We start from the raw sequence: 26,178 nt of genomic DNA on the forward strand, positions 1-26,178 counted from the left end.
CGTCAGCCCTCCATCACCTGCTTGAGGGCGCCGCCGACCCGGGCAGGGCCGGGGAAATAGTCCCACTCCTGGGCGTGCGGATAGGGCGTATCCCAACCGGCGACGCGCAGGATCGGGGCTTCGAGGTTATAGAAGCACGCCTCCTCGACCAGCGCGCAGAGTTCGGCGCCGAAGCCCGAGGTCATCGTCGCCTCGTGGACGACGACGCAGCGGCCGGTCTTCTTCACCGACGTCTCGATCAGTTCCAGATCGAGCGGTACCAGCGTCCTGAGGTCGATGATTTCGGCGTCGACCTCGGTCATCCGCGCCGCTTCTTTCGCGACATGCACCATGGTGCCGTAGGCCAGAACGGTGACGGCGGCGCCCTCCCGCCTGACGACCCCCTGGCCGAGCGGCACGCTATAGCGGCCTTCCGGCACCTCACCCAGCGGATGCTTCGACCAGGGCGTGATCGGCTTGTCGTGATGGCCGTCGAAGGGGCCGTTGTAGAGCCGTTTCGGCTCCAGGAAGATCACCGGGTCGTTGTCCTCGATCGCCGCGATCAAGAGGCCCTTGGCGTCATAGGGGTTGGAGGGGACGATGGTCTTCAGGCCGGAGACGTGGGTGAACAGGGCTTCGGGCGACTGCGAATGGGTCTGGCCGCCGAAAATGCCGCCGCCGGTCGGCATTCTGACGACGAGCGGGGCCGTGAAATCGTTGGCCGAGCGATAGCGCAGCCGCGCAGCCTCCGAAACGATCTGGTCGTAGGCCGGATAGACGTAATCGGCGAACTGCATCTCGACGACCGGGCGAAGCCCGAAGGCGGCCATGCCGATCGCCGTGCCGACGATGCCGCTTTCGTTGATCGGCGCGTCGAAGCAGCGGTTCTTGCCGAAGCGCTCCTGCAAGCCCGCCGTGCAGCGAAACACCCCGCCGAAATAGCCGACATCCTCGCCATAGACGACGACGTTGTCATCCTCTTCCATCTTGACCGCGTGGGCATCCCGGATCGCCTCGATCATGGTCATGCGCGGCATAGCATTCCTCCGACACTTCAGGCGACGAAGGCCATCCTAGAACAAGCTGCCCTGTTGGATTTGGTCTAAGCGGATAACGCCGTTAACAAGCCATACATCTGGATATAGGGAATGCGTTCCCATCGCCAAAAGCATTCCCCGCTCGGGGTACTCTTCACCGAAGACCCGGCAAATCTCGGCAAGTGCTTTTTTCTCCCCATACTCCCGTGACCACTTGAAGAATGTTGCCTCCACCTCCCAGTCTTGACAGGTGCCTTCCCGCAAACCGTCCTGAGTACGATAGCGATAACGGAAGAAATATGGGCACGGGTGGTAAGGCGTGACTTCCTTGGCAAACATATCGGACTGCGATCGGATCACATCGAAGCGACTTTGCTCTTTGGCGAGTTCGGTCTCAGTTTTCTTATCGGCTCTGAATTCGAGAACTTCGGGCTTGAGTAGCGCGAGACTACGCCCCTCTTCTCGCTCTTTTGCAAGGCTATGGACAATTGCGTTGGCGAGGAATTTTCCGCGCTCGGAGTGTCGGAGCTTTCCGACAACCTCTAACGACTGCTGATCAACGCGGCGGCTCTCGGTTCGTGAATCGTCTGGCGGTCTCCGCCATTTGAAGCGTATGCGATCCCACCGACCGAATTTTTGCCTCTCTTCCAAATGCCTGAACGAGACAGGATAAAGGCGCAACCACCTACCGTAGAGGTCTAGGCCCGCGCAGCAGACCGTCTCTCCATGCCGCTTCCCAACCTGCGGAGCAGCCTTGATTATCACTATTGCCTCGTCACTCCCCGAGTTAGCGGCTTGCTCCCCCATTCGCTCTCCCTGCAACCGGCCGCGACTTTCCGCGATCTTCCACAACTGCAATATGCACAATATTGAAGCCACCTTCACGCGCCAAGTGGTTAGCCACGATGCTGCGATGGCAATTTTCATGATGCTTCTCGAAGCAAAGCAGGGTGGCCGTCCTACCAGAGGCCACTTCAATGCATTTACGCATATCTGCCTGCGCCCTATCCGAACGGAGATGATCTGCGAAGATTGCTCGGAATTCCCCGTACCGGCCGGCGCGAGCAGCCTCGCGTCCAGGCTTTGGATCTCCAAGGCCCTTTAAATGGAGATATTCGATCGATTTTTCCGCAAGACGGTCGGAGAGCGCCTTCTTTGAAAAGCCACGCTTACGAGAAATGGGCACATCGCGAACATCTATGAGGAGGTCGACGCCTGCATACCCCAAAGATTCGAGGAAGCTTTCAATCGAAACTCCCTCATATCCGATCGTGAAAAGCTGATCAGCCATAAATCCTCGCTCAACATGCCAATGTCCCAGTTATTTCCGGTGGACCATTAGCAAGACTGGATTTGATTCGTGGGGCACGCGAGCAACAGCGACAGAGCTGTTTATCAGCCTCAATGGTCGATCAGAATCCCGCCTGCTGGCGCTGGCGCCTGAGATGCGGCGGCATCGTCTCGTAGACGTCCTCGAACATGTCGCGCACCGACGGTTTCGGACCGGTGTGCAGCGTGCCGTGGGATTCGGCTTCCTTCTGGGCGGCGAGGATCTCCGCGTCGATCTCCGCCTCGGCCTGGACGTGCCGCTCCTCGCTCCAGGCCTCGCGGAGGATCAGATGGTTCTTCAGCCGCTTGATCGGATCGCCGAGCGGCCAGGCGTCTGATTCCTCCTTCGGGCGGTAGGCGGAGGGATCGTCCGAGGTCGAATGGGCGGCGGCGCGATAGGTCACCCATTCGATCAGCGTCGGCCCGAGATTTTTTCGCGCGCGTTCCACCGCCCATTTGGAGGCGGCGTGGACCGCAAGATAGTCGTTGCCGTCAACCCGCAACGAGGGAATGCCGAAGCCGAGGCCCCGCGCGGCGAAGGTGCCGGAGCCGCCCCGCGCGATGCCCTGATAGGTCGAGATCGCCCACTGGTTGTTGACGATGTTGAGGACGATCGGCGCCTTGTAGGTCGAGGCGAAGACCAGCGCCGAGTGAAAGTCGCTCTCGGCGGTCGAGCCGTCGCCGATCCAGGCGGCGGCGATCTTCGTGTCGCCCTTGATCGCCGAGGCCATCGCCCAGCCGACGGCTTGCACGAACTGGGTCGCCAGATTGCCGGAGATCGAGAAGAAACCATGCGCTCTCGACGAATACATGATCGGCAGTTGCCGGCCCTTCAGCGGGTCGCGGCGGTTGGAGTAGATCTGGCACATCATGTCGACCAGCGGGTAGTCGTCGGCGATCAACAGCCCCTGCTGGCGGTAGGTGGGGAAGTTCATGTCGCCGGGGCCGAGCGCCTTGCGGAAAGCGCAGGCGATCGCCTCCTCGCCCAGACACTGCATGTAGAACGACGTCTTGCCCTGGCGCTGGGCCATCAGCATTCGGCGGTCGAAGGCGCGAACCCGCATCATCGTCTTGAGGCCGGCGAGAACCGCTTCATCGTCGAGGCTGCCGGCCCATTCGCCGACGGCTTCGCCGTCGCGGTTGAGCACACGGATAATCGAATAGGCGAGGTCGCGGATCTCGGCCGGGTCGACATCGACCGGCGGTCGCCGGACCGCGCCGGCCTTGGCGATCTTGACGCCGGAAAAGTCCGGCGTTCCGCCCGGCCGCACCTCCGGCTCCGGTACATGCAGACTGAGCGGTCGATCGTCGGCCATGGGCTCGTCTCCCGTCGCGACCGAATGTCCAAAGGCCGCGCCCTCGATACAATCTAACGGGAATGGAACGGGAGGAAAGCCATGAAGATCGCCGTCGCGGTTATTCAGGCCGGATCAACACCGCCAGGCTGAACACAACCAGCGCGACCAGCGCTATTTTCCAGAAGTCGCCGCGCTTCTTCAGCCCAGGCAGGCCGAACGGCCTGATCAGGTGGGCGACCATCAAAATCAGGAACAGGAGGGAAAACAGCTTGCTCATCGCCAGAGCCAGTAGTCCATTCGAAGGGCCGGCGCCACCGCGGCCGGCCGAGGCGGATCGTCAGATCTGGTTCAACCGACCCGAAGCGACGACCGGGCCGGTCGAAAGACCGGTCGCCGCCCGCCCCTCAGTAGGGCGCCTCGCTGACGCCCATCTCGACATAGACCGACTTCACCTGGCTGTAATGCTCCAGCGCCGCGCGGCCGTTCTCGCGGCCGAGGCCGGAGCGCTTGACACCGCCGAAGGGCATTTCCACCGGTGTCAGATTATAGGCGTTGATCCAGCAGGTTCCGGCTGCAAGCTTCGCCACCACCCGATGGCCGCGCTGGATGTCCCTCGTATAGACGCCGGCGGCGAGGCCGAACTCGGTGGCGTTGGCGCGCCGGATCGCCTCGGCCTCGTCGTCGAAGTCGAGAACGCACATCACGGGGCCGAAGATCTCCTCGCCGGCGATGCGCATGGCATCGGCAACGTCGGTGAAGACAGTCGGCTCGACGAAACTGCCGTGGGCAAAGCCCTCAACCTTTGCCGCATGGCCGCCGCAAGCGAGCGTCGCGCCCTCTTGCTGGCCGATCGCCAGATAGGAGAGCACCTTGTCGAACTGCGCCTTCGAGACTAACGGCCCGAGATCGGTATCCTCCTGCATCGGATCGCCGAGCCTGATCTCCTTGACGCGATCGACCAGCTTTTCGACGAAGGCCGGCCGCACGGAACGCTCGACGAAGACGCGGGTGCCGTTGGAGCAGATCTGGCCGGTGGAATAGAAATTGCCGAGGATGGCGCCGGAGACCGCCGCGTCGAGGTCGGCGTCGGCGAAGACCAGAATCGGCGACTTGCCGCCGAGTTCCAGCGTCACGTGCTTGGTGGTCGCGGAGGCCGCTTCCATCACCCGCGCCCCCGTCGGCACCGAGCCGGTGACCGAAACCTTGGCTATCTTCGGATGGCCGGCGAGCGCGGCGCCGACGGCGCCCATGCCCTGGACGACGTTGAAGACGCCGGGCGGGACGCCCGCCTCGGACAGGATCTCGGCGAGCTTCAGTGCCGAGAGCGGCGTCACTTCGGACGGCTTGAAGATCATGGCGTTACCGCAGGCGAGTGCCGGCGCGGCTTTCCACGAGGCGATCTGGATCGGATAGTTCCAGGCCCCGATGCCGGCGCAGACGCCCAGCGGTTCACGCCGCGTATAGGCGAAGGAGCCGCCGAGATCAATGTATTCGCCGTTGATGTCGGCGGCGAGCGCACCGAAATATTCCAGGCAATCGGCACCCGAGGCCGCGTCCGCAACGAGCGTCTCGGCGATCGCCTTGCCGGTGTCGAGGGTCTCCAGTTCGGACAGATCCCGGTTGCGTTCACGCATGATCCCAGCCGCGTGGCGCAGGATGCGGCCGCGCTCGGCGCCGGTCATTGCCGCCCAAACCACCTGCCCTCGCTCGGCCGCATCCACCGCCCGCTCGATCAGCGCCGGCGTCGCGGCACGCAGCCGGGCGATCACCTCGCCGGTCGCCGGATAGATGCTATCGAAGGCCGCGCCGGCCTCGTCTTCGGCATAGAGGCCGTCGATATAGTGGGAAGCCGTCGGCTGCGCGCGCATGGGCGGTGTCCTTTTCATCCGTTGGACGGAGTTCTAGCGGGCCGAACCCGGTTCGGCCACCGGGAAGGATCGATATTGAAAGCGTGATCGAGCCCGCTTATTTGAGGATCCAGGCTAAGGGAGCCTGCCGCTCGCGGGCGAAAGCCTTGGTGAATTCCCTTCTCGATCATCCGTGACGCCATCAGCGATGGCATGCGGCCGGACGGCAATCGCGAGCCCCGAACCTCGACGTCGCATGTGCAACCCGCGAAAGGTACGCAGATGACCGGCATACAATCGATTCCCACCGTCGACACGCTCAAGGCCCAGGCCAAGCGCCTCAGGGCCGGCCTCGAGCAGGACGGCCATACTTTCACCCATAGCGCGACGCTGGAACTCGTCGCCCGCCAGCACGGGTTTCGCGACTGGAACACGCTGCACGCTTCGGCGGAGCAGGACCGGACCGTCGCCGATCTCTTGATCGGATCGGCGGTCGCCGGGCGCTATCTCGGCCAGCGCTTCACCGGCGAGTTGATCGCCTTGCAGCGATTGTCGAAGAGCGGCCGCTTTCGGGCCACCATCCAGTTCGACGCGCCGGTCGATGTCGTCGCCTTCGAGAGCTTCTCGGCGTTCCGGCGGCGGGTGACCGTCACGATCGACGCCGTGGGCGCGACGGCGGAGAAGACCTCCGATGGCCGGCCGCACCTCGAACTCACGCTCTGAGCGGAGCCTCAGCAACAAGCCGGGCGGCCCTTCCGCCCGGCGTCGCGGCGCCGAAAACAGACCATTTGCCGCGGATGAGGAACCGTCCGTCGCCGGCTCGATTGTCCTTGCGAGACAGACACGCTTGCAAGGAGCCTTCGCCATGACCGCCGACATTGTCCATCGCACGAAAGACCGCATCAGCATCGAGCCGGCCAAAGGTCCGGTGAACGTCACCTTCCATGACGCGATCATCGCCTCGGCGGACAACGCGCTGGTGCTGCGGGAAACCGGCTACGATCCCGTCTACTATATCCCGAAGGACAGGGTGGAGATGGCTTTCCTGCAGGAAACCGACCATCGCACGACCTGCCCGTTCAAGGGAGAGGCACGCTACTGGTCGATCTCGGCCGAGGGCGTCGGCGCCGAAAATGCCGTCTGGGCCTATGACAACCCGCAGGAAGGCGTGAAGGAGATCGCCGGACACATGGCCTTCGACAAGCGCCATTTCACCATCGACGCGCTCTGAACAGCCTCGGAAACGGCCGCGGGTCACGGGGCCGCCGCGTCGAGTTCGCGACGCGGATTCAGCGATCGCTGTGGCCGAGGTCGCGGGCCGGGTCAAGCCGGTCGCGTACACGCTGCTTGAGGATTTTCGCCTCGGGAAACCCGCCATCGGCCTTGCGATCCCAGATCCTCGCGCCGTCGTAGCAAATTTCGAAGACGCCGCCCGTGCCGGGAACGAGGGCCACCTCACCCAGGTCGAGGCCGAAGGTCGATAGAAGCTCCTGCGCCATCCAGCCGGCGCGCAACAGCCATCGGCATTGTGTACAATAGGTGATGGTGATCCGCGGGGCGGTGTTCTTCTCGCTCATCGCTTCGTTCCTTCCCTATGGCCGCGGTCCGGCGCCGCGTGTTAACGCCCCCTTCGCACGGACTGGTTCACACTGTCCTTCCCGCGAGCGAACCCTTGGCCTCGATGCTTCGAACCTTCTTTCCCGCAACCGATATCCATGGCCGAAGCTTCAGGACGCGTTTCACCCGGGCGCGGGTCAGGCTGCGCCGCCTCTATCATGGCCATTCGCGCATAGCGCTGCGCTTCCAGATGGCGGTCCTCATCGTCGATCTGGCGATCATCGCCCTGTTCATCGCCAGTCCGGTGCTGCGCGAGACCCGCTGGTTCCTCTATATCGACTACTCGGTCGCCGCCGTGCTGGCGCTCGACATCGCGGGGCGCGGCTTCGCCGCCCGCGAACCCCTGCGCTGGCTGCGGCAGCCCTTTGTCCTTCTCGACCTGCTCATCCTGGCGTCGCTGCTCATGCCCTACTGGCTGTTCAATATCGGTTTCCTGCGGATCATCCGGCTGTGGTCGATCTCGCAGAGCGGCGTGCTGTGGCGACCACTGCGGCGGCACGGTTATCAGGAGTGGGAGTTGCCGGCGCGCGCCATCGTCAATCTGGTGACATTCCTGTTTCTGGCGACCGGCTTCGTCTATACGACCTTCTTCCGGACCGGATCGGGGATCGAGGGATATCTCGACGCGCTCTATTTCACCGTCGCCTCGGTGACGACAACGGGCTATGGCGACATCACCCTCGGCGGGCCCTGGGGCAAGCTCACCTCGATCGTCATCATGATCATCGGCATCTCGCTGTTCGTGCGGCTCGCCCAGGCGGTGTTTCGCCCCAACAAGGTGCATTTCCCTTGCCCGCAATGCGGCCTGCAACGCCACGAGCCGGATGCGGTCCACTGCAAGGCCTGCGGCTATCCCTTGAAAATTCCCGACCACGAAAGCTAATCGCGGCGGAGGGTCGTCAGACGGCCGGCCAGCGATGGTGGAACACACCATCCTTGTCGAGGCGCCGGAAGGTGTGGGCGCCGAAGAGGTCGCGCTGGGCCTGGGTCAGATTGGTCGTGCCGCGCGCCCGGCGATAATCGTCGAAATAGGCAAGCGCCGCCGACAGGGCCGGCACCGGAATGCCGACGAGCGCCGCCTTGGCGACGACCTGGCGCAACGCCATCTGGGCCGCCGCGACGCGGGCAACGAAATCGGCTGCCTGCAGCAGATTGACGACACTTCCGGCGTCGTAGGCCTTTGCGATATCATCGAGAAAGCGCGAGCGGATGATGCAGCCGGCCCGCCAGATGCGGGCGATCTCGCCGAGCGGCAGGTTCCAGCCATATTCCTCCGAGGCCGCCGCCATGGTTGCGTAGCCCTGGGCATAGGCGATGATCTTGGCCGTCTCCAACGCCTGTTCCATCTCGGCGATGTCGTCGGCTTCGTCGCCGAACCGGCTTGTCTCGATCTCAACGTCCCGATAGAGCGCGGAGGCCTTCTCACGCTCACCCCGGTGGGACGACACGCCGCGTGCCGAGACCGCCGCCTCGATCGTCGTCGCGCCGACGCCGAGCTTTTGCGCCTCGATGACCGCCCAGCGGCCGGTGCCCTTCTGCCCCGCCTCGTCGACGATCACATCGACCATCGGGCGGCTCGTTTCGGGGTCGGTCTCGGCGAGCGTCACGGCGGTTATCTCGATGAGGTAGGAGGCGAGGCCGCGCGTGTTCCAGTCGATGAAGATCTTGGCCATCGCGGCCGGCTCCAGGCCGATGCCGTCGCGCATGATGCCGTAGATTTCCGCGATCATCTGCATGTCGGCATATTCGATGCCGTTGTGAATGGTCTTGACGAAGTGGCCGGCGCCGTCGGGTCCGAGCCAGGCGACGCAAGGCTCGCCCTCGTATTTTGCCGCGATCTTCGCAAGGATCGGTTCGAGCAGCGGATAGGTTTCGCGAGCGCCGCCGACCATGATCGAGGGCCCATGCCGCGCGCCGAGTTCGCCGCCGGAGACCCCCATGCCGACGAAGTGCAGGCCGGTTGCCTCGACGGCGGTCGAGCGGCGGACCGTGTCGTTGAAATCGGCATTGCCGGCATCGATCATTACGTCGCCGGGCGACAGCAGCGGCGTGACCCGCGCCATCTCGTCATCGACGAGCTTGCCGGCTGGCACCATGAACAGCACCAGCCGCGGCGCCTTCAGGGCGGATACGAATTCTTCCAGCGTTTCCGTCGGCAGGACGTTGTCACCGATCCCGGGATTGTCGTCGCGCAACGCAAAAGCTTTTGAGGTGGTGCGGTTGTGGACCGCGACCTTGAAGCCGTTCTCGGCGATGTTGAGGGCGAGATTGGCGCCCATCGTGCCGAGTCCCAGAACGCCGATGTCGGCCTGACCGTCGCTCATCCCGTCATCCTCCTCCTTGTCGAATTTTGGCTCTCACCATGGCCGCGAACGGCTCAGCTTTTCAGCCGGTAGCCGGTGCGGAAAATCCAGCCGATCACGCCGAGACTCAGCAACAGGAATACCAGCGTCATCGTCAGACTGATGCCGATCGAGACGTCCGACGTGCCGTAGAACGCCCAGCGGAAGCCGCTGATCAGGTAGACCACCGGATTGACCATGCTGACGTCTTGCCAGAACTCCGGCAGCATCCTGATCGAATAGAAACTGCCGCCGAGAAAGGCTAGCGGCGTCACGATCAACAGCGGCACGAGCTGCAACTTCTCGAAGCCATCAGCCCAGATGCCGATGATGAAGCCAAACAGCGAGAAGGTGATCGCCGTCAGGACCAGAAAGACGATCATCCAGACCGGATGCTCGATCCTGAGATCGACGAACAGCGCGGCCGTGGCGAGGATGATCAGCCCGAGCATCACCGATTTCGTCGCCGCGGCGCCGACATAGCCGAGCACGATCTCGAAGGCGGAAATCGGCGCCGACAGGATCTCGTAGATCGTGCCGACGAATTTCGGAAAATAGATGCCGAAGGCCGCGTTGGTCAGGCTCTGGGTCAACAGCGACAGCATGATCAGGCCGGGCACGATGAAGGCGCCGTAGGAGATGCCATCGATCTCGGTGATGCGCGACCCGATCGCCGCGCCGAACACCACGAAATAGAGCGAGGTCGAAATCACCGGCGAAATCACGCTCTGCATGACGGTGCGCCAGGTGCGGGCCATCTCGAACAAATAGATCGCGCGGACGGCCTGAAAATTCATGCCCGTTCCCTCACCAGATTGACGAAGATCTCCTCCAGCGTCGACTGCTTGGTCGACAGGTCGCGGAACCGGACGCCCGCCTCCGACAGCTTGCCCATCAGCGTCGCGATCCCGGTTCGCTCGGCGTGGGTGTCATAGGTATAGGTGAGGCTTTCGCCGTCGGGCGCGAGACTGAGATCGTAGCCCGCCAAGGTGTCCGGCAAGCGGTACAGCGGTTCCTGCAATTGCAGCGTCAGCTCCTTGTGGCCGAGCTTGCGCATCAGTTCGGCCTTTTCCTCGACGAGGATCAGCTCACCTTTGGAGATGACGCCGACGCGGTCGGCCATCTCCTCGGCTTCCTCGATGTAGTGGGTGGTGAGGATGATGGTGACGCCCGAATCGCGCAAACGCCGGACGACGTTCCACATGTCGCGCCGGAGCGATACGTCGACGCCGGCGGTCGGCTCGTCCAGAAACAGAAGCTCCGGCTCGTGCGACAGCGCCTTGGCGATCAGGACGCGCCGTTTCATGCCGCCGGATAGCGTCATGATCTTGGCGTCCTTCTTGTCCCACAGCGACAGGTCGCGCAGCACGGACTCGATATGTGCCCGATCGCGCGGCTTGCCGAACAGCCCGCGTGAAAAGGACACCGTGTCCCAGACGCTCTCGAAGGCATCAGTGGTCAGTTCCTGCGGCACCAGACCGATCATCGACCGAGCGGCGCGGTAGTCCTTGCCGATGTCATGACCGGCCACGCTGATGGCACCTTCGGACAGGTTCGTGATGCCGCAGATGATCGAGATGAGGGTGGTCTTACCCGCCCCGTTCGGACCGAGCAGGGCGAAGATCTCGCCCTTGTCGATCGCAAGGTCGATATTCTTCAGCGCCCGGAATCCGCCCTCATAGGTCTTGGAGACGTTGCGGACGGATAGAATCGGGGACATGGACGGCCTTGAGAACCGGGCTGGCTCGGCGCCGGGCACCGCATGATGCAGCGCCGACGACTCGACATCATGCGTCGAAATAGCCCTTTCGTCGAATTCGGCCAGAGGCTGACGGTGTCGCAGGGAATGCGCAGTCCGCCGATCGACGCGCTTCGATGCAACGGAGCGCAGTCATGGACCATCGACAGAGCTTCAGCTCCAAGGCTGGATGCGTCACGTGGCGGCGATGCCGCAGGCGGCATGTGGCCGGTCGTCTCCGGCCGAGTCGCCGACAGGACTTGGCTCAGAAGCCGTAGCCGCGCGGCTGGAAACGGCCCTGGTCGACCTCGCGCATGCGGCGCTCCAGATCAGCCATCGAGATGGACTGGTCCAAATAGGCCCGGACCCGGTCCTGTTCGCGGTTGCGGCGGAATGCGCCGCGAATCGTGTCGGTGATGTTCATGGCATTCTCCTTCCCGGCGAAAATGGCCATCCTTGTGCAGCGCAGCAATAGACTTGAGCGCAACGCTGCCATGTCCTGCAAACAGAGCGACGGTAAGGATTTGGTAAGGATCAATGTTTCGTCCGCAGCGGATGCCTGCGGATGCCTGCGGGCGCTCAGCTCGTCTTTGCAGGCCACGCCCACAGTGCGACCGCCGCCAAACCGACCAACCACAGCGCCACGACGACCACCGCCGCCACGCGGCTGACGGGGCGCCCAGAGCGCGCCTCGGCCGCGACCCGGAACTCGGCCATCAGCGCCGGCGGCACCAACCGAATGGCCAGAAAAATGCCGAGCGGCACGATCAGAAGATCGTCGAGATAGCCCAGCACCGGAATGAAATCGGGAATGAGGTCGATCGGCGACAGGGCGTAGGCGGCGACCGATGCGGCCAGCAGTTTCGCGAACAGCGGCGTTCGCAGATCACGCGCGGCGATCCAGAGTGCAACGACGTCGCGTTTCAGATCGCGCGCCCAAGCTTTCAGACGGGGCCACAGAGGTTTGCTCATGCTCGACCCCGCAAGATAGTATCAGGAGAGGGGCGGTCCGTCGGCGCCGCCTTTGTTTCACGTGAATCGTTGCCGCGCCCGCCGCTCTTTATGACATCGGCCTCAGTCTAGTCCGCCATGATCTCGATGATCTCGGCATCGCTGGCGCCCGCCTTGACGACGTCGCCTAGCTCTTTTCCCATCAGGCTTTTGGCCAGCGGCGAGATATAGGAGAGGAGGCCCTCGGCCGGGTCAGCCTCGTCGATTCCGACGATCTGGAACAGCTGCCGGCGCCCGTCGTCCCGCTGGATCGCCACGCGGCTTCCGAAGTGGACGGTCGCCACCGAGGCCGGCGGAACCACAACCTCGGCGGTCGCGTGGCGTGCCTGCCAATAGCGAAGATCGCGGTTGATGGTGGCAATAGCGAGCTTGTCACCGGCTGCACGCGCCTCGTCCAGGTGTTTTTCCAGCGCGGCGATCTCGCCGTCGATCAGTTCCAGGCCGCGTGCTGTGACCAGATTTGGAGCCGAGCCCAACTCACGATCGGGCAGAACCTCGACCTGGTCCTCATTGGGCTCCTTGACGAAGGCGACACTCATCGATCCACATCCTCGCTGTTCCAGAGACATGTAGGAACTAATATTTTGTTCTTACACCACACATTTGCCCTGACTGACTGGCTGAAACTCCACCTGCGCCGCCGCTATCAGTCTAAAAACTGCCCAGGAAGAAGGGGGGCTGCGCATTGTGGACCCGCCTTTCTCGACTGGAAGGTAATTTTGGACTCGGGACTCCCGGGCGGGGCCGCTGTCGCATCGTTCAACGTACCTTGGCTCTGCAATCAAGATATTGGGGGTTAATATGCCATACCTACCACCAACGCGCTTTGACATTTGCACCAATCTATAAAGCGGCTTCAGCACTTTATAGATAAATACCGGTTTGGTATAAAGCGGGCCGAACACATTTTACCGAGGTAGCATGAACCCTTCCGATTTCACCGAACCCACCACAGGGCGGCTCGTGCCCACCATCGAACGGCAACAAGCGTTTGTACCAGCTCCGTTGCCTCCGGCCTTCGACCTTGCTTCAGTCGCGATATCTCTAATGGAAGCTATGCAGGCCCTTGGGGAGTTAAAGGGTGCGTGCCGCCGACTCCAGAACCCTTATATGCTGGTCCGACCCCTCCAGCGAAATGAGGCTCTGACCTCGTCTGCGATGGAGGGAACCTACACTACCGACGGCCACCTCCTTCTCGCCGAGGCAGGACTGGAAGCGCAAAGCGATGAGTCGACCCGCGAGGTTATCAACTATCTGAATGCACTGAACGAATCTCTGGACCTTCTCAGAACCCTCCCAATATCACACAGGGTCATAAAACGCGCTCACGAAATACTTCTTAGCGGACTTAGCCTGCATCGTGGCACGCAGAAACGGCCTGGTGAGTACAAGCGAGACCAAAACTGGATCGGAGGACGGACCATCGAAAATGCCCGCTTCGTTCCACCTCCACCTGCCGAAACACAGGTGTGCATGGATGAATTAGAGAGGTACATTAATAGGGAAGACGCTTCGTTTCCGCCTCCCCTTATCGATCTGGCGCTAGTTCATTACCAAATTGAAAGCATTCATCCATTCGCCGACGGAAATGGCCGTGTGGGAAGGATGATAATATCTCTGATGGCGGTTCATAGCGGCCTGTTAGATATGCCTATATTGTACATATCTCCAGCCATGGAGCGGTATAAAGATGAATATATCGATCACATGTTCAACGTTTCCGCCAAGGGTGACTGGGAGGGATGGATATCGTTCTTCTGTAAGCGCGTAGTTGAAAGCTGCAAAGAAACAATCCGTACGATTGACCGGCTTATTAGTCTTCAGACCGAATATAGAGATCGATCATCCTCTGCCGGTCGATCAGCAAATTTGGCAATTGTCATCGATTTTCTATTCGAACGACCGGCAATAACGGTAACGGAGGCATCTCAAAAACTCGGAGTAACCTATGCGGCAGCACGTAAAACGATAGATAAACTGGTTGAGATCGGAATTATCGAGGAAATCCCGACTTCATATCCAAAAATATTCTATTCTCCAACTATTATGCGTGCCTCCCGTCCAGATTAACCTGTAATACTGCCGGAATCAGACCATAATCGTTTATCGAATTGACAATATATCGCAAATTCTCTGCGAGATAAATTTGGTCAACGGGGACGAGTTCCCCTGCAGGTCGTCCGGCGCGTCCGGCCTCAGATATCCAGATTGGCGACCTGCAGCGCGTTGTCCTGGATGAATTCGCGGCGCGGTTCGACCTCGTCGCCCATCAGCCGCGAGAACAGTTGGTCCGCGTCGGTCGCATCGGGGATCTTGACCACCACCAGCGTGCGCGCCTCGGGGTCGAGCGTCGTCTCCCACAGCTGTTCGGGATTCATTTCGCCGAGCCCCTTGTAGCGCTGCAGCGCCAATCCCTTGCGGCCGACCTCGAAGACGGCGGTCAGGAGTTCCATCGGCCCGGACAGTTCGCGTTCGGTGTCGCGGCGGCGCAGCACCGGCAGGCCCTCATAGGTATCGGCCAAATGTCCAGCAAGGCGATTGAGCTGCAAGGCGTCGCCGGAATGGATCAGCGCCGCGTCCAGCGTCTGCATTTCGGACACGCCGCGCACTGTGCGCAGAAAACGGTAGCCGCCGTCCACGGCCTCGCCGGTCCAACCGCGCTCGGTCTCCTCCGCGACAAGATCCAGCCGCTCGGCAATCCGCTGGGCCATCGCCGGCGCACGAGCGGCGTCGTCCGCGACCTCCGGCGTGAGGCCACCGCAGATTGCCGCCTGCTCGACCGCGCTGCGGTGGTAGCGCGAATGCAGCCCGCCCAGCACCTGGCGCACCTGCAAGGCATCGTCGACGACGCCGCGCAGATCCCGGCCGGTCCGCACCTCGCCCGATGCGAGCGTCAGGCCGGCATCGTCGAGCCCGCCCTCGATCAGGTAATTCTCGAGCGCCTTCTCGTCCTTCAGATACTGGCTCTGCTTGCCGCGGGTGACCTTATAGAGCGGCGGCTGGGCGATGTAGATATGGCCGCGCTCGATCAGTTCGGGCATCTGCCGGAAGAAGAAGGTCAGAAGCAGAGTGCGGATATGGGCGCCGTCGACGTCGGCGTCGGTCATGATAATGATCTTGTGGTAGCGCAGCTTGTCGGCATTGAACTCGTCCTTGCCGATCGAGGTGCCGAGTGCGGTGATCAGCGTGCCGATCTGGTCGGAGCCGAGCATCCGGTCGAAGCGTGCCCGCTCGACATTGAGAATCTTGCCGCGCAGGGGCAGGATCGCCTGGTTCTTGCGCGAACGGGCGCCCTTGGCCGAACCGCCGGCCGAATCACCCTCGACGATGAAGATTTCCGATTTCGCCGGATCGCGCTCCTGGCAATCGGCGAGCTTTCCGGGCAGCGAAGTGATGTCCAGCGCGCCCTTGCGCCGGGTCAGGTCGCGCGCCTTGCGGGCCGCCTCGCGGGCAGTGGCGGCCTCGACGACCTTGCTGATGACGATCCGGGCTTCCTGCGGATGCTCCTCGAACCAGGTCGACAACGTTTCGTTGACGAGGCTCTCGACCACCGGACGGACTTCGGAGGAAACCAGCTTGTCCTTGGTCTGGGACGAGAATTTCGGGTCCGGCACCTTCACCGACAGGACGCAGGTCAGACCCTCGCGACAATCGTCGCCGGTCAAGGACACCTTTTCCTTCTTCAGGATGCCAGAGCTTTCGGCATAGCCGGTGACCTGGCGCGTCAGCGCGCCGCGCAGGCCAGCCATATGGGTGCCGCCGTCGCGCTGCGGAATGTTGTTGGTGAAGCAGAGTACCGTCTCGTTGTAGGAATCGTTCCACCACAGCGCCGCCTCGACGGTGATCCCGTCCTTCTGGCCGGTCAGGGCGATCGGCGCGGGGATCAGCGGCTTGCGGGCCCGATCGAGATAACGGGTGAAGGCCTCCAGTCCGCCTTCATAAAAGAGCTCAGTGCGCTTTTCGTCGGCGTGCCGCTTGTCGGACAGCAGGATGCGGACACCGGAATTGAGGAAGGCGAGTTCGCGCAAGCGATGCTCCAGCGTCCCGTAGTCGAACGTCGTCACCCCCCGGAAGGTGTCGGTGGACGGCAGGAAGGTGATCGCCGTACCGGTCTCGTCGCCGGCATCGCCCGTCACCTCCAGCGGGCCGTCCGGCACACCATGGGTGAAAGACATCTCATGCACCTTGCCCTTGCGCTTGATCGACATCGACAGCTTGACCGACAGGGCGTTGACCACCGAGACGCCGACGCCGTGCAGGCCGCCGGACACCTTGTAGGAATTCTGGTCGAATTTTCCGCCGGCATGCAGCTGGGTCATGATGACTTCTGCCGCCGAGACGCCCTCGCCGGTGTGGATGTCGGTGGGAATGCCGCGACCATTGTCGGTCACCGTGCAGGAATCATCGGGATTGAGCGTCACCGTCACACGCGTGGCGTGCCCAGCCAGCGCCTCGTCGATGGCATTGTCGACGACCTCGTAAACCATGTGATGCAGGCCTGAGCCGTCGTCGGTATCGCCGATATACATGCCCGGGCGTTTGCGAACCGCGTCCAAGCCCTTGAGGACCTTGATCGAATCGGCGCCGTATTCGGCCTCCGGGACGGGGTTCGTTTCGTTCGTTGCGGACATGCTGTTCCTTGGTTTTCAGGCGAGGCGGCGGGCCGCGACGAATCGCCGTTTGCGCCCGCTCTATATAAAGGGTCGGCTGTCACGATCCAAGCCGTCCGGGAAAGCCCTGTGTGCCGCGCCACGCTCGACGTCGAACATCCGCCAACCCATATCCCAAACGACACCATAAAGGACCGCCGGCCGCATGGATACGCCAATGGATATGCCAGTTCGACCGTTTCGCCCGCCGGCGCCGATTCCGCACGCCGAACCGCTCGGTTTCGCCAGCTTCCTGAAGACCGCCTCGCGCAATCCGATCGAGATCTGGGGGACGCGCGCGTTCAAGGAGCCATATATCCGCGGCACATGGCTGGGCGTTCCGAACATCGTCGTCAACGACCCCAAGGGCGTCCGCCACTGCCTCGTCGAAAATGCCGCCAATTACGTGATGCAGCCGCTGCGCCAGCGGATCCTGCGCCCGCTCCTGCGTGACGGGCTTCTGACCGCCGAGGGTGCCCTGTGGCGGCGCACCCGCAAGGCCATCGCGCCCGTCTTCACGCCGCGGAACATCGCCGGCTTCACCGAGACGATGCAGGCGCGCTCGCAAGCCTTCGCCGAGCGGATCAGTGGGCGCGTGGGCGAGACGGTGGACGGCAGTCATGAGATGACGCTGCTCACCTTCGATATCCTGCAGGCGACACTGTTCACCGACGATATCGCCGGTGACGGCGAGACCTTCGCCACATCCACCCGGGCGTTTCTCGGCTCGATGGGCCGGGTCGACCCGCTCGACCTGCTCGACGCACCGGCCTTCCTGCCGCGCTTGCGCCGGCTCAAGGGCCGTCGGTCGATGGCCTATTTCCGCAGGCTAATCGCCGAAACGATCGAGCGGCGGCGCGCCGAGATCGAGCGTGGCCCGGACGGTGCGCCAAACGACCTTCTATCGCTCTTGATCAAGGCAGACGGCCTGTCGGTTGACGAGATCGAGGACAATATCATCACCTTCATCGGCGCCGGCCACGAGACGACGGCGCGCTCGCTTGCCTGGACGCTGTATCTGCTCAGCCAGGCGCCGGCCGAGCGGGCGGCGGTCGAAGCCGAGTTGGACAGCGTGCTGCCGACCCTGTCGCATCCGAGCGAATGGGTCGATCGCCTCGTCTACACAAGGGCCGTGTTCGAGGAGGCGCTCCGGCTCTACCCGCCCGCGCCGTCGCTGAACCGGACAGCGCTCGCGCCGGACCGCGCCGGCGACGTCGAGATCCCGGCCGGGGCAACAGTGCTCGTCATGCCGTGGCTGATCCACCGCCACGAAATGCTCTGGGACCGGCCCGACCATTTCATCCCGAGCCGCTTTCTGCCGGGCAATCGCGAGACGATCGACCGCTATCAATATCTGCCCTTCGGCGTCGGACCGCGCGTGTGCATCGGGGCGAGCTTCGCGCTGCAGGAAGGTGTCATCGCGCTTGCGTCCCTGCTTAAACATCTGCGGTTCGACTATGCCGGCAACGGCCCGCCGGAAGTGGTGCAGCGGATCACGGTGCAGCCGCTGGGCGGCCTTCCGCTGCGCGTCGCCAGGCGATAGGAGGGAGGTCGACCCGGCCGGCTCGCCGCCATTGATGCCCTGGCTGCGGTCGCATTTGAATCGTTGCTCTTGCACTTGGACGCGTCAGAGGCCATAATCCTACTTCGGGTATTTGCAGACCCGGAGTCTGGCTAACGTTCCGCCACCGAAAAATCGGCGGTTTGCCTGGTTTTGCTGTGCAATGACCGGAGCGATGAGAACCAAACCTTTCGCCGAAACCGTGTGAAATTCCGAATCTCCGGCCGCAGCGTGTTGCTGTGTCCATACAACCATAGAAGTCTATCGCGTCGCGCGAAACTTCCAGCAGAGCCCGACAGGGCAGCGACGAAAGGTTTATCCATGAGCCAGACCGGCACCGTCAAGTTCTTCAACGAAGCCAAGGGTTTCGGATTCGTTACGCCGGACGGCGGCGCGAAGGACGTGTTCCTTCACGTCTCCGCGCTCGAGCGCGCAGGTATCTCCTCGCTCAACGAGGGCGACAAGATCAGCTTCGACACCGAGCCCGACACCCGCGGCAAGGGCCCGAAGGCGATCAACGTCCAGCGCGTCTAATACGTTAAGGCGCGACCGGCGGAATCCGCTCCGCCGGTCGCGCCGACCGAAACTTTATTTCGGGTCGCTCCGCGTCTCGGTGCCAAGTGATCGAAAGTCGAGATGATGGAGAATTCCCGCAAGGCGCGCGAGCGCGCCGAAGCAGCGCTTTCGGGTCCGCCGGAACGACCCGCCAAGGGTTCCGCGATCGGCATCATCGCCGCAGAATCCTTGGCGACCCAGGAAAAGACGGCGCGGCTCAAGAAGCTCCGTATGGAGCGGGATGCCACCGAGGTGCCTAAGGTTGCCAAGGTCAAGGCAAAGACGACGGCGTCGAAGCCACGCGTAAAGAAATCCGCCGGCTGACTGATCGTCGCCGGCCCTGTGGCGGTCCCGTGCTCTCCCATTATGAGGAGAAGCGGCGCGAGGCCCTTAATAACCGATCAGTGAGGAGTCGTTTTGAAAGTCGACGTCAGAGACAACAATGTCGATCAGGCCCTGCGGGCTCTGAAGAAGAAATTGCAGCGCGAAGGCGTCTTCCGTGAAATGAAGGCGCGCCGCGCCTATGAGAAGCCGTCCGAACGACGCGCTCGTCAGAAGCAGGAGGCCATTCGCCGCTCCCGCAAGCTTGCCCGCAAGCAGGCGCAGCGCGAAGGTCTCGTTCCTGGTCCGAAGCGTAAGCCGCCTCGCGCGGGCGCTGCGCGTCCGGGCGCCGGTGGCGCCGGCGGTGCCGGTACGAGCAGCGGTTATGCGAGTGGTGGCGCGTAGCAGCCATCTAAGGCCAGCCCGTCCCCCTCATTGCTTTGCCTATTCGATCGCCCGGTGACCGCGAGGTTCGCCGGGCAATCGCATTTTTGAAAGGCTCGGCCGGTGCGGTCCTGCGACGCGTGATGCCTACGCCTCGTCACCCAGCCCTTCGAACAGGGCCGTCGACAGATACCGCTCCGCAAAGGACGGGATGATCACGACGATGTTCTTGCCTGCCATCTCCGCCCGCTGGCCGATGCGGATCGCGGCCGCCAGCGCCGCGCCGGATGAGATTCCCACCGGTACGCCTTCCAACCGGGCCACCAGACGCGCCAACTCGAAAGATTCCTCGTTCGAGACCTGGACGACTTCGTCATAGATCTCGCGATCGAGGATGGCCGGCGCGAAACCGGCACCGATGCCTTGGATCTTGTGCGGTCCGGGAGCGCCACCCGACAGGATCGGCGATGCCTCGGGCTCGACGGCGATGACCTTCAGGCCGGGCTTGCGGTGCTTGAGAACCTGGCCCGCGCCGGTAATGGTGCCGCCGGTGCCGATACCCGACACCAGCACGTCGACCTCGCCCTTGGTATCGTTCCAGATTTCCTCGGCCGTGGTGACGCGGTGTATCTGCGGATTGGCCGGGTTCTCGAATTGCTGAGGCATGACAGCATCCGGAATCTCGGCGATGAGTTCCTCGGCCTTGGCGATCGCGCCCTTCATGCCCTTGGCACCCTCGGTCAGCACGAGGTCGGCGCCGAGCAGCCGCAGCATCTTGCGCCGCTCGATCGACATCGTCTCGGGCATGGTCAAGATCAGCCGATAGCCCTTGGCGGCGGCCGCGAAGGCAAGCGCTATGCCGGTGTTGCCCGAGGTGGGCTCGACCAGCGTCGTCTTGCCCGGCTCGATCTTTCCGTCGGCCTCGAGTTTCTCGATCATCGCGACGCCGATACGATCCTTGACGCTGGCGATCGGATTGAAGAATTCAAGCTTGGCAAGAAGATGCGCCTCGACGCCCTTTTCCTTGGCCAGCTTGTCGAGGCGAACGATTGGCGTATCGCCGATCGTGTCGACGATGGAATCGTAGATACGCCCTCGCCCGTGCGTCCTTGCCGTGCTGTCGTTGGCGGCCTTGTCCATGGCTTCGTTCCTTCCTATCGCGTCGTGGCGCGGTACCATCCCGCCGCCACCCCATCACGTGTGACCGTTAGGGCGGAAAGCCACCGGATATGAGGCCGCAACATCCAAAGTGCGCCCTTCCGATAGAAAAACATACCCCATGCGCGACAAAGCGCCATCGGACCGCACAGGACAATACGGGCGATGGATCGAATTGTCGGCATTCTTCCCACGCGATCTTATGATAATCGCGGGAAAAAGGTGCACCGGGGCAGCCAAACGCGCCGGCCGATGAACCAGCGAGGTCGCCGTTGCCCCCTTCCTTCGCCCATATCCGGACCATCTGCGGCGAATTCCTCGTTCTCGTCGCCGCGATGACGCTGATGTCGGGGACGGCGGGGTTCTATCTTTTCCGCGGGTTCGGGCAACCGGTGATGACGACGGCGGCGCTTTTCGCGTTCGCAGTGCCGCTGGCGACGGCCCTTCCCTATGTCGTCTATCTGGCTGTCCGGCTGAACAGCTTGATGTCCGACAATGCCGGTCTCAAACGCGCCGCGACGACCGACCGGTTGACCGGCCTGCTCAACCGAGCCGGCTTCGAGGGCGAAATTCGACGCCATATCGCGACACTTGAGAGAAAGCAGCAGGGCGGCCTGATGCTGCTCGTCGTGGATGCCGACAATTTCAAGCAGATCAACGATCGGCTGGGGCATCCAACCGGCGATCAGGCCTTGAAGGCGATCGCGACCGAGCTTCGCCATTCGATCCGAGCCGGCGACGCGCTGGGCCGCATCGGCGGCGAGGAATTCGCGATCTCGCTGCCCTGCGCCAATATCGGCCAAGGCCGGACAGTGGCCGAGCGCCTGCGGCTCGCCATCAACGCGCTCAGCGTCGGCGAAGGCGCCGACGCCATGAGGTTATCGGTCAGCGTCGGCGGCGCATTTTCCGCGGCGCCGCAATCCTTCGACGTGATCTACGCCGCCGCCGACCACAATCTCTATCAGGCCAAGCAGGCCGGGCGAAACCGCAGCACCATCTCGGCGATGGGGAACGCGCACGGCTATCTTCGCGACGCGGGAAAACCGGTTCCCGCCACCCCCTGACAGCCCCGGCCGGTCACCCGGTTCCCGTCGAGCCGAAACCACCTTCTCCCCTGTCGCTGACCGCAAGGCTTTGTCGTTCGCCGAACTCCGCCTGGACGACCGGCGCGATCACAATCTGCGCGATCCTGTCGCCGCGCGCGACCGTGAAAGGCTCCTCGCTCAGATTGACGAGGATGATTTTCACCTCGCCGCGATAGTCGCTGTCGATGGTGCCGGGCGTGTTGAGGATCGTGACGCCGTGCTTGGCGGCCAAGCCCGAACGGGGGCGAACCTGAACCTCGTAGCCGGCCGGAATCTCGAAGCTCAGGCCGGTCGGCACCAGCGCCCGCGTCCCGGGAGCCAAGGTCAGCGCCTCCGTCAGCGCGGCGCGAATGTCGGCCCCGGCCGCCCCCTGGGTGGCGTAGGCGGGAAGCGGCAGATCCGCGCCATGGGGCAGGCGGCAAATGCCGATCGCCGGCGCACTCACGGGCGATCGGCCTGCGTCAAACGGGGGGCGATCCATAGCGCCAGACGCCGCGCGACCTCTGTCTTGTCGAGCTTGGGCCAGTCCTCGACGCCGTCACGGGTCACGATATGCACGGTGTTGGTCATGCCGCCCATGACGCCGGTTGCGGCCGACACGTCATTGGCGACGATCGCATCGGCGCCCTTGCGATCGAGCTTTGCCCGCGCATTCGCCAGGAGATCGTCGGTCTCGGCCGCAAAGCCGACGACGAGGCGCGGACGCAGATCTGAATGGCCGACGGTCGCCAGAATGTCCGGGTTCTCCGTCAGGGCGAGCGTCGGTGGGCCGTCGTCGCCCTTCTTGATCTTCGTCTCGCCCTCCGCAACCGTTCGCCAGTCGGCGACGGCGGCGACGAAGATGGCGGCATCAGCGGGAAGCGCCGCCTCGACGGCTTGCAGCATCTGGCAGGCGGTCTCGACACGGCGCATGGCGACACCGGCCGGATCTGCAATGGCGACGGGACCGCTGACCAGCGTCACCTCGGCCCCCAATCCGGCAAGCGCTTCGGCGATCGCGTGTCCCTGCCGCCCGGACGAGCGGTTGGCGAGGTAGCGGACCGGATCGATCGGCTCGTGGGTCGGACCTGACGTGACCACGACGCGGCGGCCCGCGAGCAGCTTCGCCCCACCTCCCAGCAGAGCGTCCAGCGCCGCGAGGATCTCCATCGGCTCGGCCATGCGCCCGATTCCAGCCTCGCCCGCCTCGGCCATCTCGCCGACGTTCGGGCCGACGAAGCGCACGCCATCGGCGGCCAGCGCCTGATGATTTCGGCGCGTCGCCGGATGCGCCCACATCGCCGGGTTCATCGCCGGAGCCATCAGGATCGGGCCTTTGGCCGCCAGCAGCACGGCGGTGGCGAGATCATCGACAAGGCCGTTGGCGCAGCGCGCCATCAGGTTCGCCGTCGCCGGCGCGACGAGGATTGCATCGGCCTCGCGGGCGAGCCGAATATGGCCGACATCGTGCTCGTCCTCGCGATCGAACAGGTCGCCGAACACTTTCGAGGCCGCCAGCGCGCCGACCGCCAGCGGCGTCACGAACTCCTTGGCCGCCGCCGTCATCACCGGCGTCACGCGCGCACCGCGCTCGCGCAGCCGGCGGATGAGGTCCAGCGTCTTGTAGGCCGCGATGCCGCCGCCGATGACGAGCAGGATGCGCTTGCCGGCGAGCCCGCTCATGCCGCCGGAACCGCCTTGCGGTTTGTCAGGCTGGCCATGCCGCCTCCCCTTCAATCGTGTTCCTGTCCCGGACGGCGATAATGGCAGCGGGATCATCCAGCAAGCAATAGACCGACCATCGGGTCACGACATCACCCGAAGACCAAGGAAGCTGCAATCGACAGGAGCGACAGGGCGATCACCCACTGGGCGACGCGACCGCTCATGATGCTGGCGCGCTTCTCCGTGGCAAGGTTCGTCAGCGTGTCGTCGTTCAGCCGGATGCCGTTTTCGATCAGGTCGGGCATCTGTTTTGCGAGGATTTCCAGCCCGACCGCAAAATCCGGCGCGCGGTGCAGCAGCCGCAGCATCGCATCGACACCCTCGCGCGCTTCCCGCAGCTTGGCCGCCGGCCCGAGCTCTTCGAGGATGTAGTCGGACACCACCGGCTCGGCGGCGACCCACATGTTGAATTTCGGGTCGAAGGTGCGTGCGACGCCTTCCACGACGACCATGGTCTTTTGGAGAAGCACGAGTTCGGGCCGCGTCTTCATGTCGAACAGCTCGGTGACCTCGAACAAGAGCGCCAGCAGGTGGCCCATCGAAATCGTCTCGGCGGGCTGGCCGTAGATTGGTTCGCCGATGGCGCGAAGCGCCTGGGCGAAGCTGGCGACGTTCTGATTGCGCGGCACGTAGCCGGCCTCGAAGTGTAATTCGGCGACGCGCAGATAGTCGCGGCGAATGAAGCCATAGAGAATCTCAGCGAGGAAGCGCTTGGATTCCGCGCTCAGCCGGCCGACGATGCCCAGATCGACCGCGATCACCGTGCCGTCCGGGCCAACGAACAGATTGCCCTGATGCATGTCGGCGTGAAAGAAGCCGTCGCGCATGGCATGGCGCAGGAACGATTGCACCACGGTCACGCCGAGTTGCTTCAAATCATGCCCAGCCACGGCAATCGCGGCGACGTCGCTCATCTTGATGCCGTCGATCCACTCCATGGTGAGGACGTCGCGGCCGGTGCGCTCCCAGTCGATCTTCGGCACACGGAAGCCGGAATCGTTCGCCGTGTTCTCGGCCATCTCGGACGCCGCCGCCGCCTCCAGCCGCAGATCCATCTCGATCCGGGTCGATTGGGCGAGGGTCTCGACCACCGCCACCGGCCGCAACCGGCGCGACGTGCGCACATAGCGTTCCAGGAACCGGGCGATGGAGGCAAAGGTCTCCAACTCGCGCAGGAAGCGGACGCGGACGCCCGGTCGCACCACCTTGACGGCGACGAAGCGCTCGCTGCCGTCCGCGTCGCGGATACGCGCCTTGTAGACTTGGGCGATGGAGGCAGCCCCGACCACCTCGCCCAACTCGACGAAAAGCTCCTCGACCCGCCGTCCGAGCGTCGTCTCGATCTCGATCACGGCGAGCGCCGTATCGAAAGGGGGAACCTTGTCCTGAAGACTGCCGAGTTCGCGCGCCGCCGCGGCTCCTACGAGGTCTGGCCGAGTCGCCAGGAACTGGCCGAGCTTCACATAGGAGGGCCCGAGACGGTTCAGCGCGCGCGACAGATTGTCCGAGCGTTCCCGATTTTCAGCCGAGCCCCGCTCGATCAATCGCGCGAAGCGGTGCAGCAGCGCCGGCCCGGGCGGCAGGCCCTCGGCGGGAAACGAGCCAATGACGCCCTCGCGGGCGAGAACAAAGACCGCGCGGACGAGGGCGATCGTGCCGGAAATGGGATTGGCCAAGAGTCTTTCCGCCCGATCGGTTCAGAGCTTCCAGCCGGAATGGATGGCGGCGATGCCTCCCGACAGGTTGCGATAGGCGACGCGCTCGAAGCCGGCGGCGCGAACGGCGGCGGCAAAATTCGCCTGGTTGGGAAAGCGGCGGATCGACTCGACCAGATATTCATAGGATTCGCGATCGTTGGCGACGGTCTCGCCGATCCTCGGAATCGCCCTGAAGGACCAGGCTTCGTAGACCCGGTCGAGAACCGGCATGTCGACTTCGGAAAATTCCAGGCACAAGAACCGGCCGCCCGGCTTGAGCACCCGATAGGCCTCGCTCAGAGCGTTGTCGATCCGCGGCACGTTGCGAATGCCGAAGGCGATCGTGTAAGCGTCGAAGCTCATATCGGGGAACTTGATATCCTCGGCATTGCCTTCGACGAATACGAGGTTTTCGCCGAGGCGGCGCTTGGCCGCCCGTTCGGCGCCGACGCCGAGCATCGAAGCGTTGATGTCGAGGATAATGCCTTCCGCCCGCCGCCGCGATGCCTCGACGATTCGGAACGCGACGTCGCCGGTGCCGCCCGCCACATCGATGAAGCGCCAGCCGGTGCGGTGTGGCGGCGCCAGCCAGGCGACCATCGCGCTCTTCCAGGCGCGGTGGAGGCCGGCCGACATCAAGTCGTTCATCAGGTCATAGCGTTCGGCCACGCGGTGAAAAACGTCGTTGACGCGCGCCTGCTTCTCCTCCCGGCCCGCCACTGTGGAATAGCCGTAGGAGGTCTCCATCGCTTCGGCTCCGGTGACACGGGTTCGCGACATGGGATGGCACCTTATCTTGTATCGCATCGCCCCGATGCGGATATTGGGACGGTCGACCCTTACCGGTCCTGCGAAAGACAGGAGGC

28 protein-coding genes are annotated in these 26,178 nt (G+C 63.5%); 9 read left to right on the forward strand and 19 right to left on the reverse strand.

Going from position 1 to position 26,178, the window contains the following annotated elements:
* Positions 1-2: 2 nt before the first annotated feature.
* The 6 genes from ING15_RS04955 to betB form a co-directional block, all read right to left on the reverse strand.
* On the reverse strand, positions 3-1,016 hold the full coding sequence (locus ING15_RS04955) for an alpha-ketoacid dehydrogenase subunit beta (protein WP_206453677.1): 1,014 nt from the start codon (positions 1,014-1,016) through the stop codon (positions 3-5).
* Positions 1,017-1,052: 36 nt separating this feature from the next.
* Complete coding sequence (locus tag ING15_RS04960; RefSeq protein ID WP_206453678.1) at positions 1,053-1,823, reverse strand: hypothetical protein; 771 nt, start codon at positions 1,821-1,823, stop codon at positions 1,053-1,055.
* The gene (locus tag ING15_RS04965) at positions 1,804-2,307 is read right to left on the reverse strand and encodes a DUF488 domain-containing protein (RefSeq protein ID WP_206453679.1); all 504 of its coding nucleotides are present in this window, start codon (positions 2,305-2,307) and stop codon (positions 1,804-1,806) included. Before ING15_RS04965 ends, ING15_RS04960 begins: the two co-directional genes overlap by 20 nt.
* A 121-nt stretch (positions 2,308-2,428) precedes the next feature.
* Positions 2,429-3,661 (reverse strand): 3-methyl-2-oxobutanoate dehydrogenase (2-methylpropanoyl-transferring) subunit alpha, encoded by a 1,233-nt coding sequence (locus ING15_RS04970; protein WP_206453680.1) that lies wholly within the window; start codon positions 3,659-3,661, stop codon positions 2,429-2,431.
* A 100-nt stretch (positions 3,662-3,761) separates the two neighbouring features.
* Positions 3,762-3,920 carry a hypothetical protein gene (locus tag ING15_RS04975; RefSeq protein WP_206453681.1) on the reverse strand — a complete coding sequence of 53 codons (159 nt, stop codon included), beginning with the start codon at positions 3,918-3,920 and terminating at the stop codon, positions 3,762-3,764.
* A 127-nt stretch (positions 3,921-4,047) separates the two neighbouring features.
* Entirely contained in the window at positions 4,048-5,511 is a 1,464-nt protein-coding gene (gene betB / locus ING15_RS04980; RefSeq protein ID WP_206453682.1) for a betaine-aldehyde dehydrogenase, read from the reverse strand.
* A 261-nt stretch (positions 5,512-5,772) separates the two neighbouring features.
* Between betB and ING15_RS04985 the strand changes: the two genes are divergently transcribed.
* The gene (locus ING15_RS04985) at positions 5,773-6,213 is read left to right on the forward strand and encodes a glyoxalase superfamily protein (RefSeq protein ID WP_206453683.1); all 441 of its coding nucleotides are present in this window, start codon (positions 5,773-5,775) and stop codon (positions 6,211-6,213) included.
* A 142-nt stretch (positions 6,214-6,355) separates the two neighbouring features.
* On the forward strand, positions 6,356-6,721 hold the full coding sequence (locus tag ING15_RS04990) for a DUF427 domain-containing protein (RefSeq protein ID WP_206453684.1): 366 nt from the start codon (positions 6,356-6,358) through the stop codon (positions 6,719-6,721).
* A 58-nt stretch (positions 6,722-6,779) separates the two neighbouring features.
* Here the strand turns inward: ING15_RS04990 and ING15_RS04995 are convergent, their stop codons facing one another.
* Positions 6,780-7,067, reverse strand: a complete 288-nt coding sequence (locus ING15_RS04995) for a SelT/SelW/SelH family protein (RefSeq protein WP_206453685.1) — start codon at positions 7,065-7,067, stop codon at positions 6,780-6,782.
* 104 nt (positions 7,068-7,171) lie between these two features.
* Between ING15_RS04995 and ING15_RS05000 the strand changes: the two genes are divergently transcribed.
* Positions 7,172-7,990: an ion channel gene (locus ING15_RS05000; protein ID WP_206453686.1), complete on the forward strand. Its 819-nt coding sequence runs from the start codon at positions 7,172-7,174 to the stop codon at positions 7,988-7,990.
* Positions 7,991-8,006: 16 nt separating this feature from the next.
* On the opposite strand, the gene gndA is transcribed toward ING15_RS05000, so the two are convergent.
* The 6 genes from gndA to ING15_RS05030 all read right to left on the reverse strand — a co-directional run bounded on the left by gndA (position 8,007) and on the right by ING15_RS05030 (position 12,737).
* Positions 8,007-9,431 (reverse strand): NADP-dependent phosphogluconate dehydrogenase, encoded by a 1,425-nt coding sequence (gene gndA, locus ING15_RS05005; protein ID WP_206453687.1) that lies wholly within the window; start codon positions 9,429-9,431, stop codon positions 8,007-8,009.
* 53 nt (positions 9,432-9,484) lie between these two features.
* On the reverse strand, positions 9,485-10,246 hold the full coding sequence (locus ING15_RS05010; RefSeq protein WP_206453688.1) for an ABC transporter permease: 762 nt from the start codon (positions 10,244-10,246) through the stop codon (positions 9,485-9,487).
* Positions 10,243-11,169 carry an ABC transporter ATP-binding protein gene (locus tag ING15_RS05015; RefSeq protein WP_206453689.1) on the reverse strand — a complete coding sequence of 309 codons (927 nt, stop codon included), beginning with the start codon at positions 11,167-11,169 and terminating at the stop codon, positions 10,243-10,245. Before ING15_RS05015 ends, ING15_RS05010 begins: the two co-directional genes overlap by 4 nt.
* 283 nt (positions 11,170-11,452) lie before the next feature.
* Positions 11,453-11,611, reverse strand: a complete 159-nt coding sequence (locus ING15_RS05020; protein ID WP_206453690.1) for a DUF3563 family protein — start codon at positions 11,609-11,611, stop codon at positions 11,453-11,455.
* 155 nt (positions 11,612-11,766) lie between these two features.
* The gene (locus ING15_RS05025; protein WP_206453691.1) at positions 11,767-12,159 is read right to left on the reverse strand and encodes a YkvA family protein; all 393 of its coding nucleotides are present in this window, start codon (positions 12,157-12,159) and stop codon (positions 11,767-11,769) included.
* Positions 12,160-12,266: 107 nt separating this feature from the next.
* Entirely contained in the window at positions 12,267-12,737 is a 471-nt protein-coding gene (locus ING15_RS05030; protein WP_206453692.1) for a GreA/GreB family elongation factor, read from the reverse strand.
* Between the two features lie 382 nt (positions 12,738-13,119).
* On the opposite strand from ING15_RS05030, the gene ING15_RS05035 reads away from it, so the two are divergent.
* Positions 13,120-14,268, forward strand: a complete 1,149-nt coding sequence (locus ING15_RS05035; RefSeq protein ID WP_206453693.1) for a Fic family protein — start codon at positions 13,120-13,122, stop codon at positions 14,266-14,268.
* A gap of 125 nt (positions 14,269-14,393) precedes the next feature.
* Here ING15_RS05035 and gyrB read toward each other — a convergent pair whose 3' ends face one another.
* On the reverse strand, positions 14,394-16,829 hold the full coding sequence (gene gyrB / locus ING15_RS05040; protein WP_206453694.1) for a DNA topoisomerase (ATP-hydrolyzing) subunit B: 2,436 nt from the start codon (positions 16,827-16,829) through the stop codon (positions 14,394-14,396).
* Positions 16,830-17,025: 196 nt separating this feature from the next.
* On the opposite strand from gyrB, the gene ING15_RS05045 reads away from it, so the two are divergent.
* The 4 genes from ING15_RS05045 to rpsU all read left to right on the forward strand — a co-directional run bounded on the left by ING15_RS05045 (position 17,026) and on the right by rpsU (position 19,689).
* Positions 17,026-18,390 (forward strand): cytochrome P450, encoded by a 1,365-nt coding sequence (locus ING15_RS05045; RefSeq protein WP_206453695.1) that lies wholly within the window; start codon positions 17,026-17,028, stop codon positions 18,388-18,390.
* A 339-nt stretch (positions 18,391-18,729) separates the two neighbouring features.
* Entirely contained in the window at positions 18,730-18,942 is a 213-nt protein-coding gene (locus tag ING15_RS05050; protein ID WP_206453696.1) for a cold-shock protein, read from the forward strand.
* A gap of 102 nt (positions 18,943-19,044) precedes the next feature.
* The gene (locus ING15_RS05055; protein ID WP_206453697.1) at positions 19,045-19,287 is read left to right on the forward strand and encodes a hypothetical protein; all 243 of its coding nucleotides are present in this window, start codon (positions 19,045-19,047) and stop codon (positions 19,285-19,287) included.
* Between the two features lie 93 nt (positions 19,288-19,380).
* Positions 19,381-19,689, forward strand: coding sequence for a 30S ribosomal protein S21 (gene rpsU, locus ING15_RS05060; RefSeq protein WP_206453698.1), 309 nt, complete (start codon positions 19,381-19,383; stop codon positions 19,687-19,689).
* Between the two features lie 126 nt (positions 19,690-19,815).
* Here the strand turns inward: rpsU and cysK are convergent, their stop codons facing one another.
* Positions 19,816-20,808, reverse strand: a complete 993-nt coding sequence (cysK, locus tag ING15_RS05065; protein ID WP_210348793.1) for a cysteine synthase A — start codon at positions 20,806-20,808, stop codon at positions 19,816-19,818.
* 290 nt (positions 20,809-21,098) lie between these two features.
* On the opposite strand from cysK, the gene ING15_RS05070 reads away from it, so the two are divergent.
* Positions 21,099-21,890 carry a GGDEF domain-containing protein gene (locus ING15_RS05070; RefSeq protein ID WP_206453699.1) on the forward strand — a complete coding sequence of 264 codons (792 nt, stop codon included), beginning with the start codon at positions 21,099-21,101 and terminating at the stop codon, positions 21,888-21,890.
* Between the two features lie 13 nt (positions 21,891-21,903).
* Here the strand turns inward: ING15_RS05070 and dut are convergent, their stop codons facing one another.
* From dut to ubiE, 4 genes are all read right to left on the reverse strand, one after another.
* Positions 21,904-22,392: a dUTP diphosphatase gene (gene dut / locus ING15_RS05075; protein ID WP_206453700.1), complete on the reverse strand. Its 489-nt coding sequence runs from the start codon at positions 22,390-22,392 to the stop codon at positions 21,904-21,906.
* Positions 22,353-23,573, reverse strand: coding sequence for a bifunctional phosphopantothenoylcysteine decarboxylase/phosphopantothenate--cysteine ligase CoaBC (coaBC, locus tag ING15_RS05080; RefSeq protein ID WP_206453701.1), 1,221 nt, complete (start codon positions 23,571-23,573; stop codon positions 22,353-22,355). Before coaBC ends, dut begins: the two co-directional genes overlap by 40 nt.
* A gap of 131 nt (positions 23,574-23,704) precedes the next feature.
* Positions 23,705-25,291, reverse strand: a complete 1,587-nt coding sequence (gene ubiB, locus ING15_RS05085) for a 2-polyprenylphenol 6-hydroxylase (RefSeq protein WP_206453702.1) — start codon at positions 25,289-25,291, stop codon at positions 23,705-23,707.
* 21 nt (positions 25,292-25,312) lie between these two features.
* Positions 25,313-26,092 carry a bifunctional demethylmenaquinone methyltransferase/2-methoxy-6-polyprenyl-1,4-benzoquinol methylase UbiE gene (gene ubiE / locus ING15_RS05090; protein ID WP_206453703.1) on the reverse strand — a complete coding sequence of 260 codons (780 nt, stop codon included), beginning with the start codon at positions 26,090-26,092 and terminating at the stop codon, positions 25,313-25,315.
* Positions 26,093-26,178 lie beyond the last annotated feature (86 nt).

The sequence above is a fragment of the Aurantimonas marina genome (genome assembly GCF_017183135.1).
In the GTDB taxonomy this organism is placed as follows: domain Bacteria; phylum Pseudomonadota; class Alphaproteobacteria; order Rhizobiales; family Rhizobiaceae; genus Aurantimonas; species Aurantimonas marina.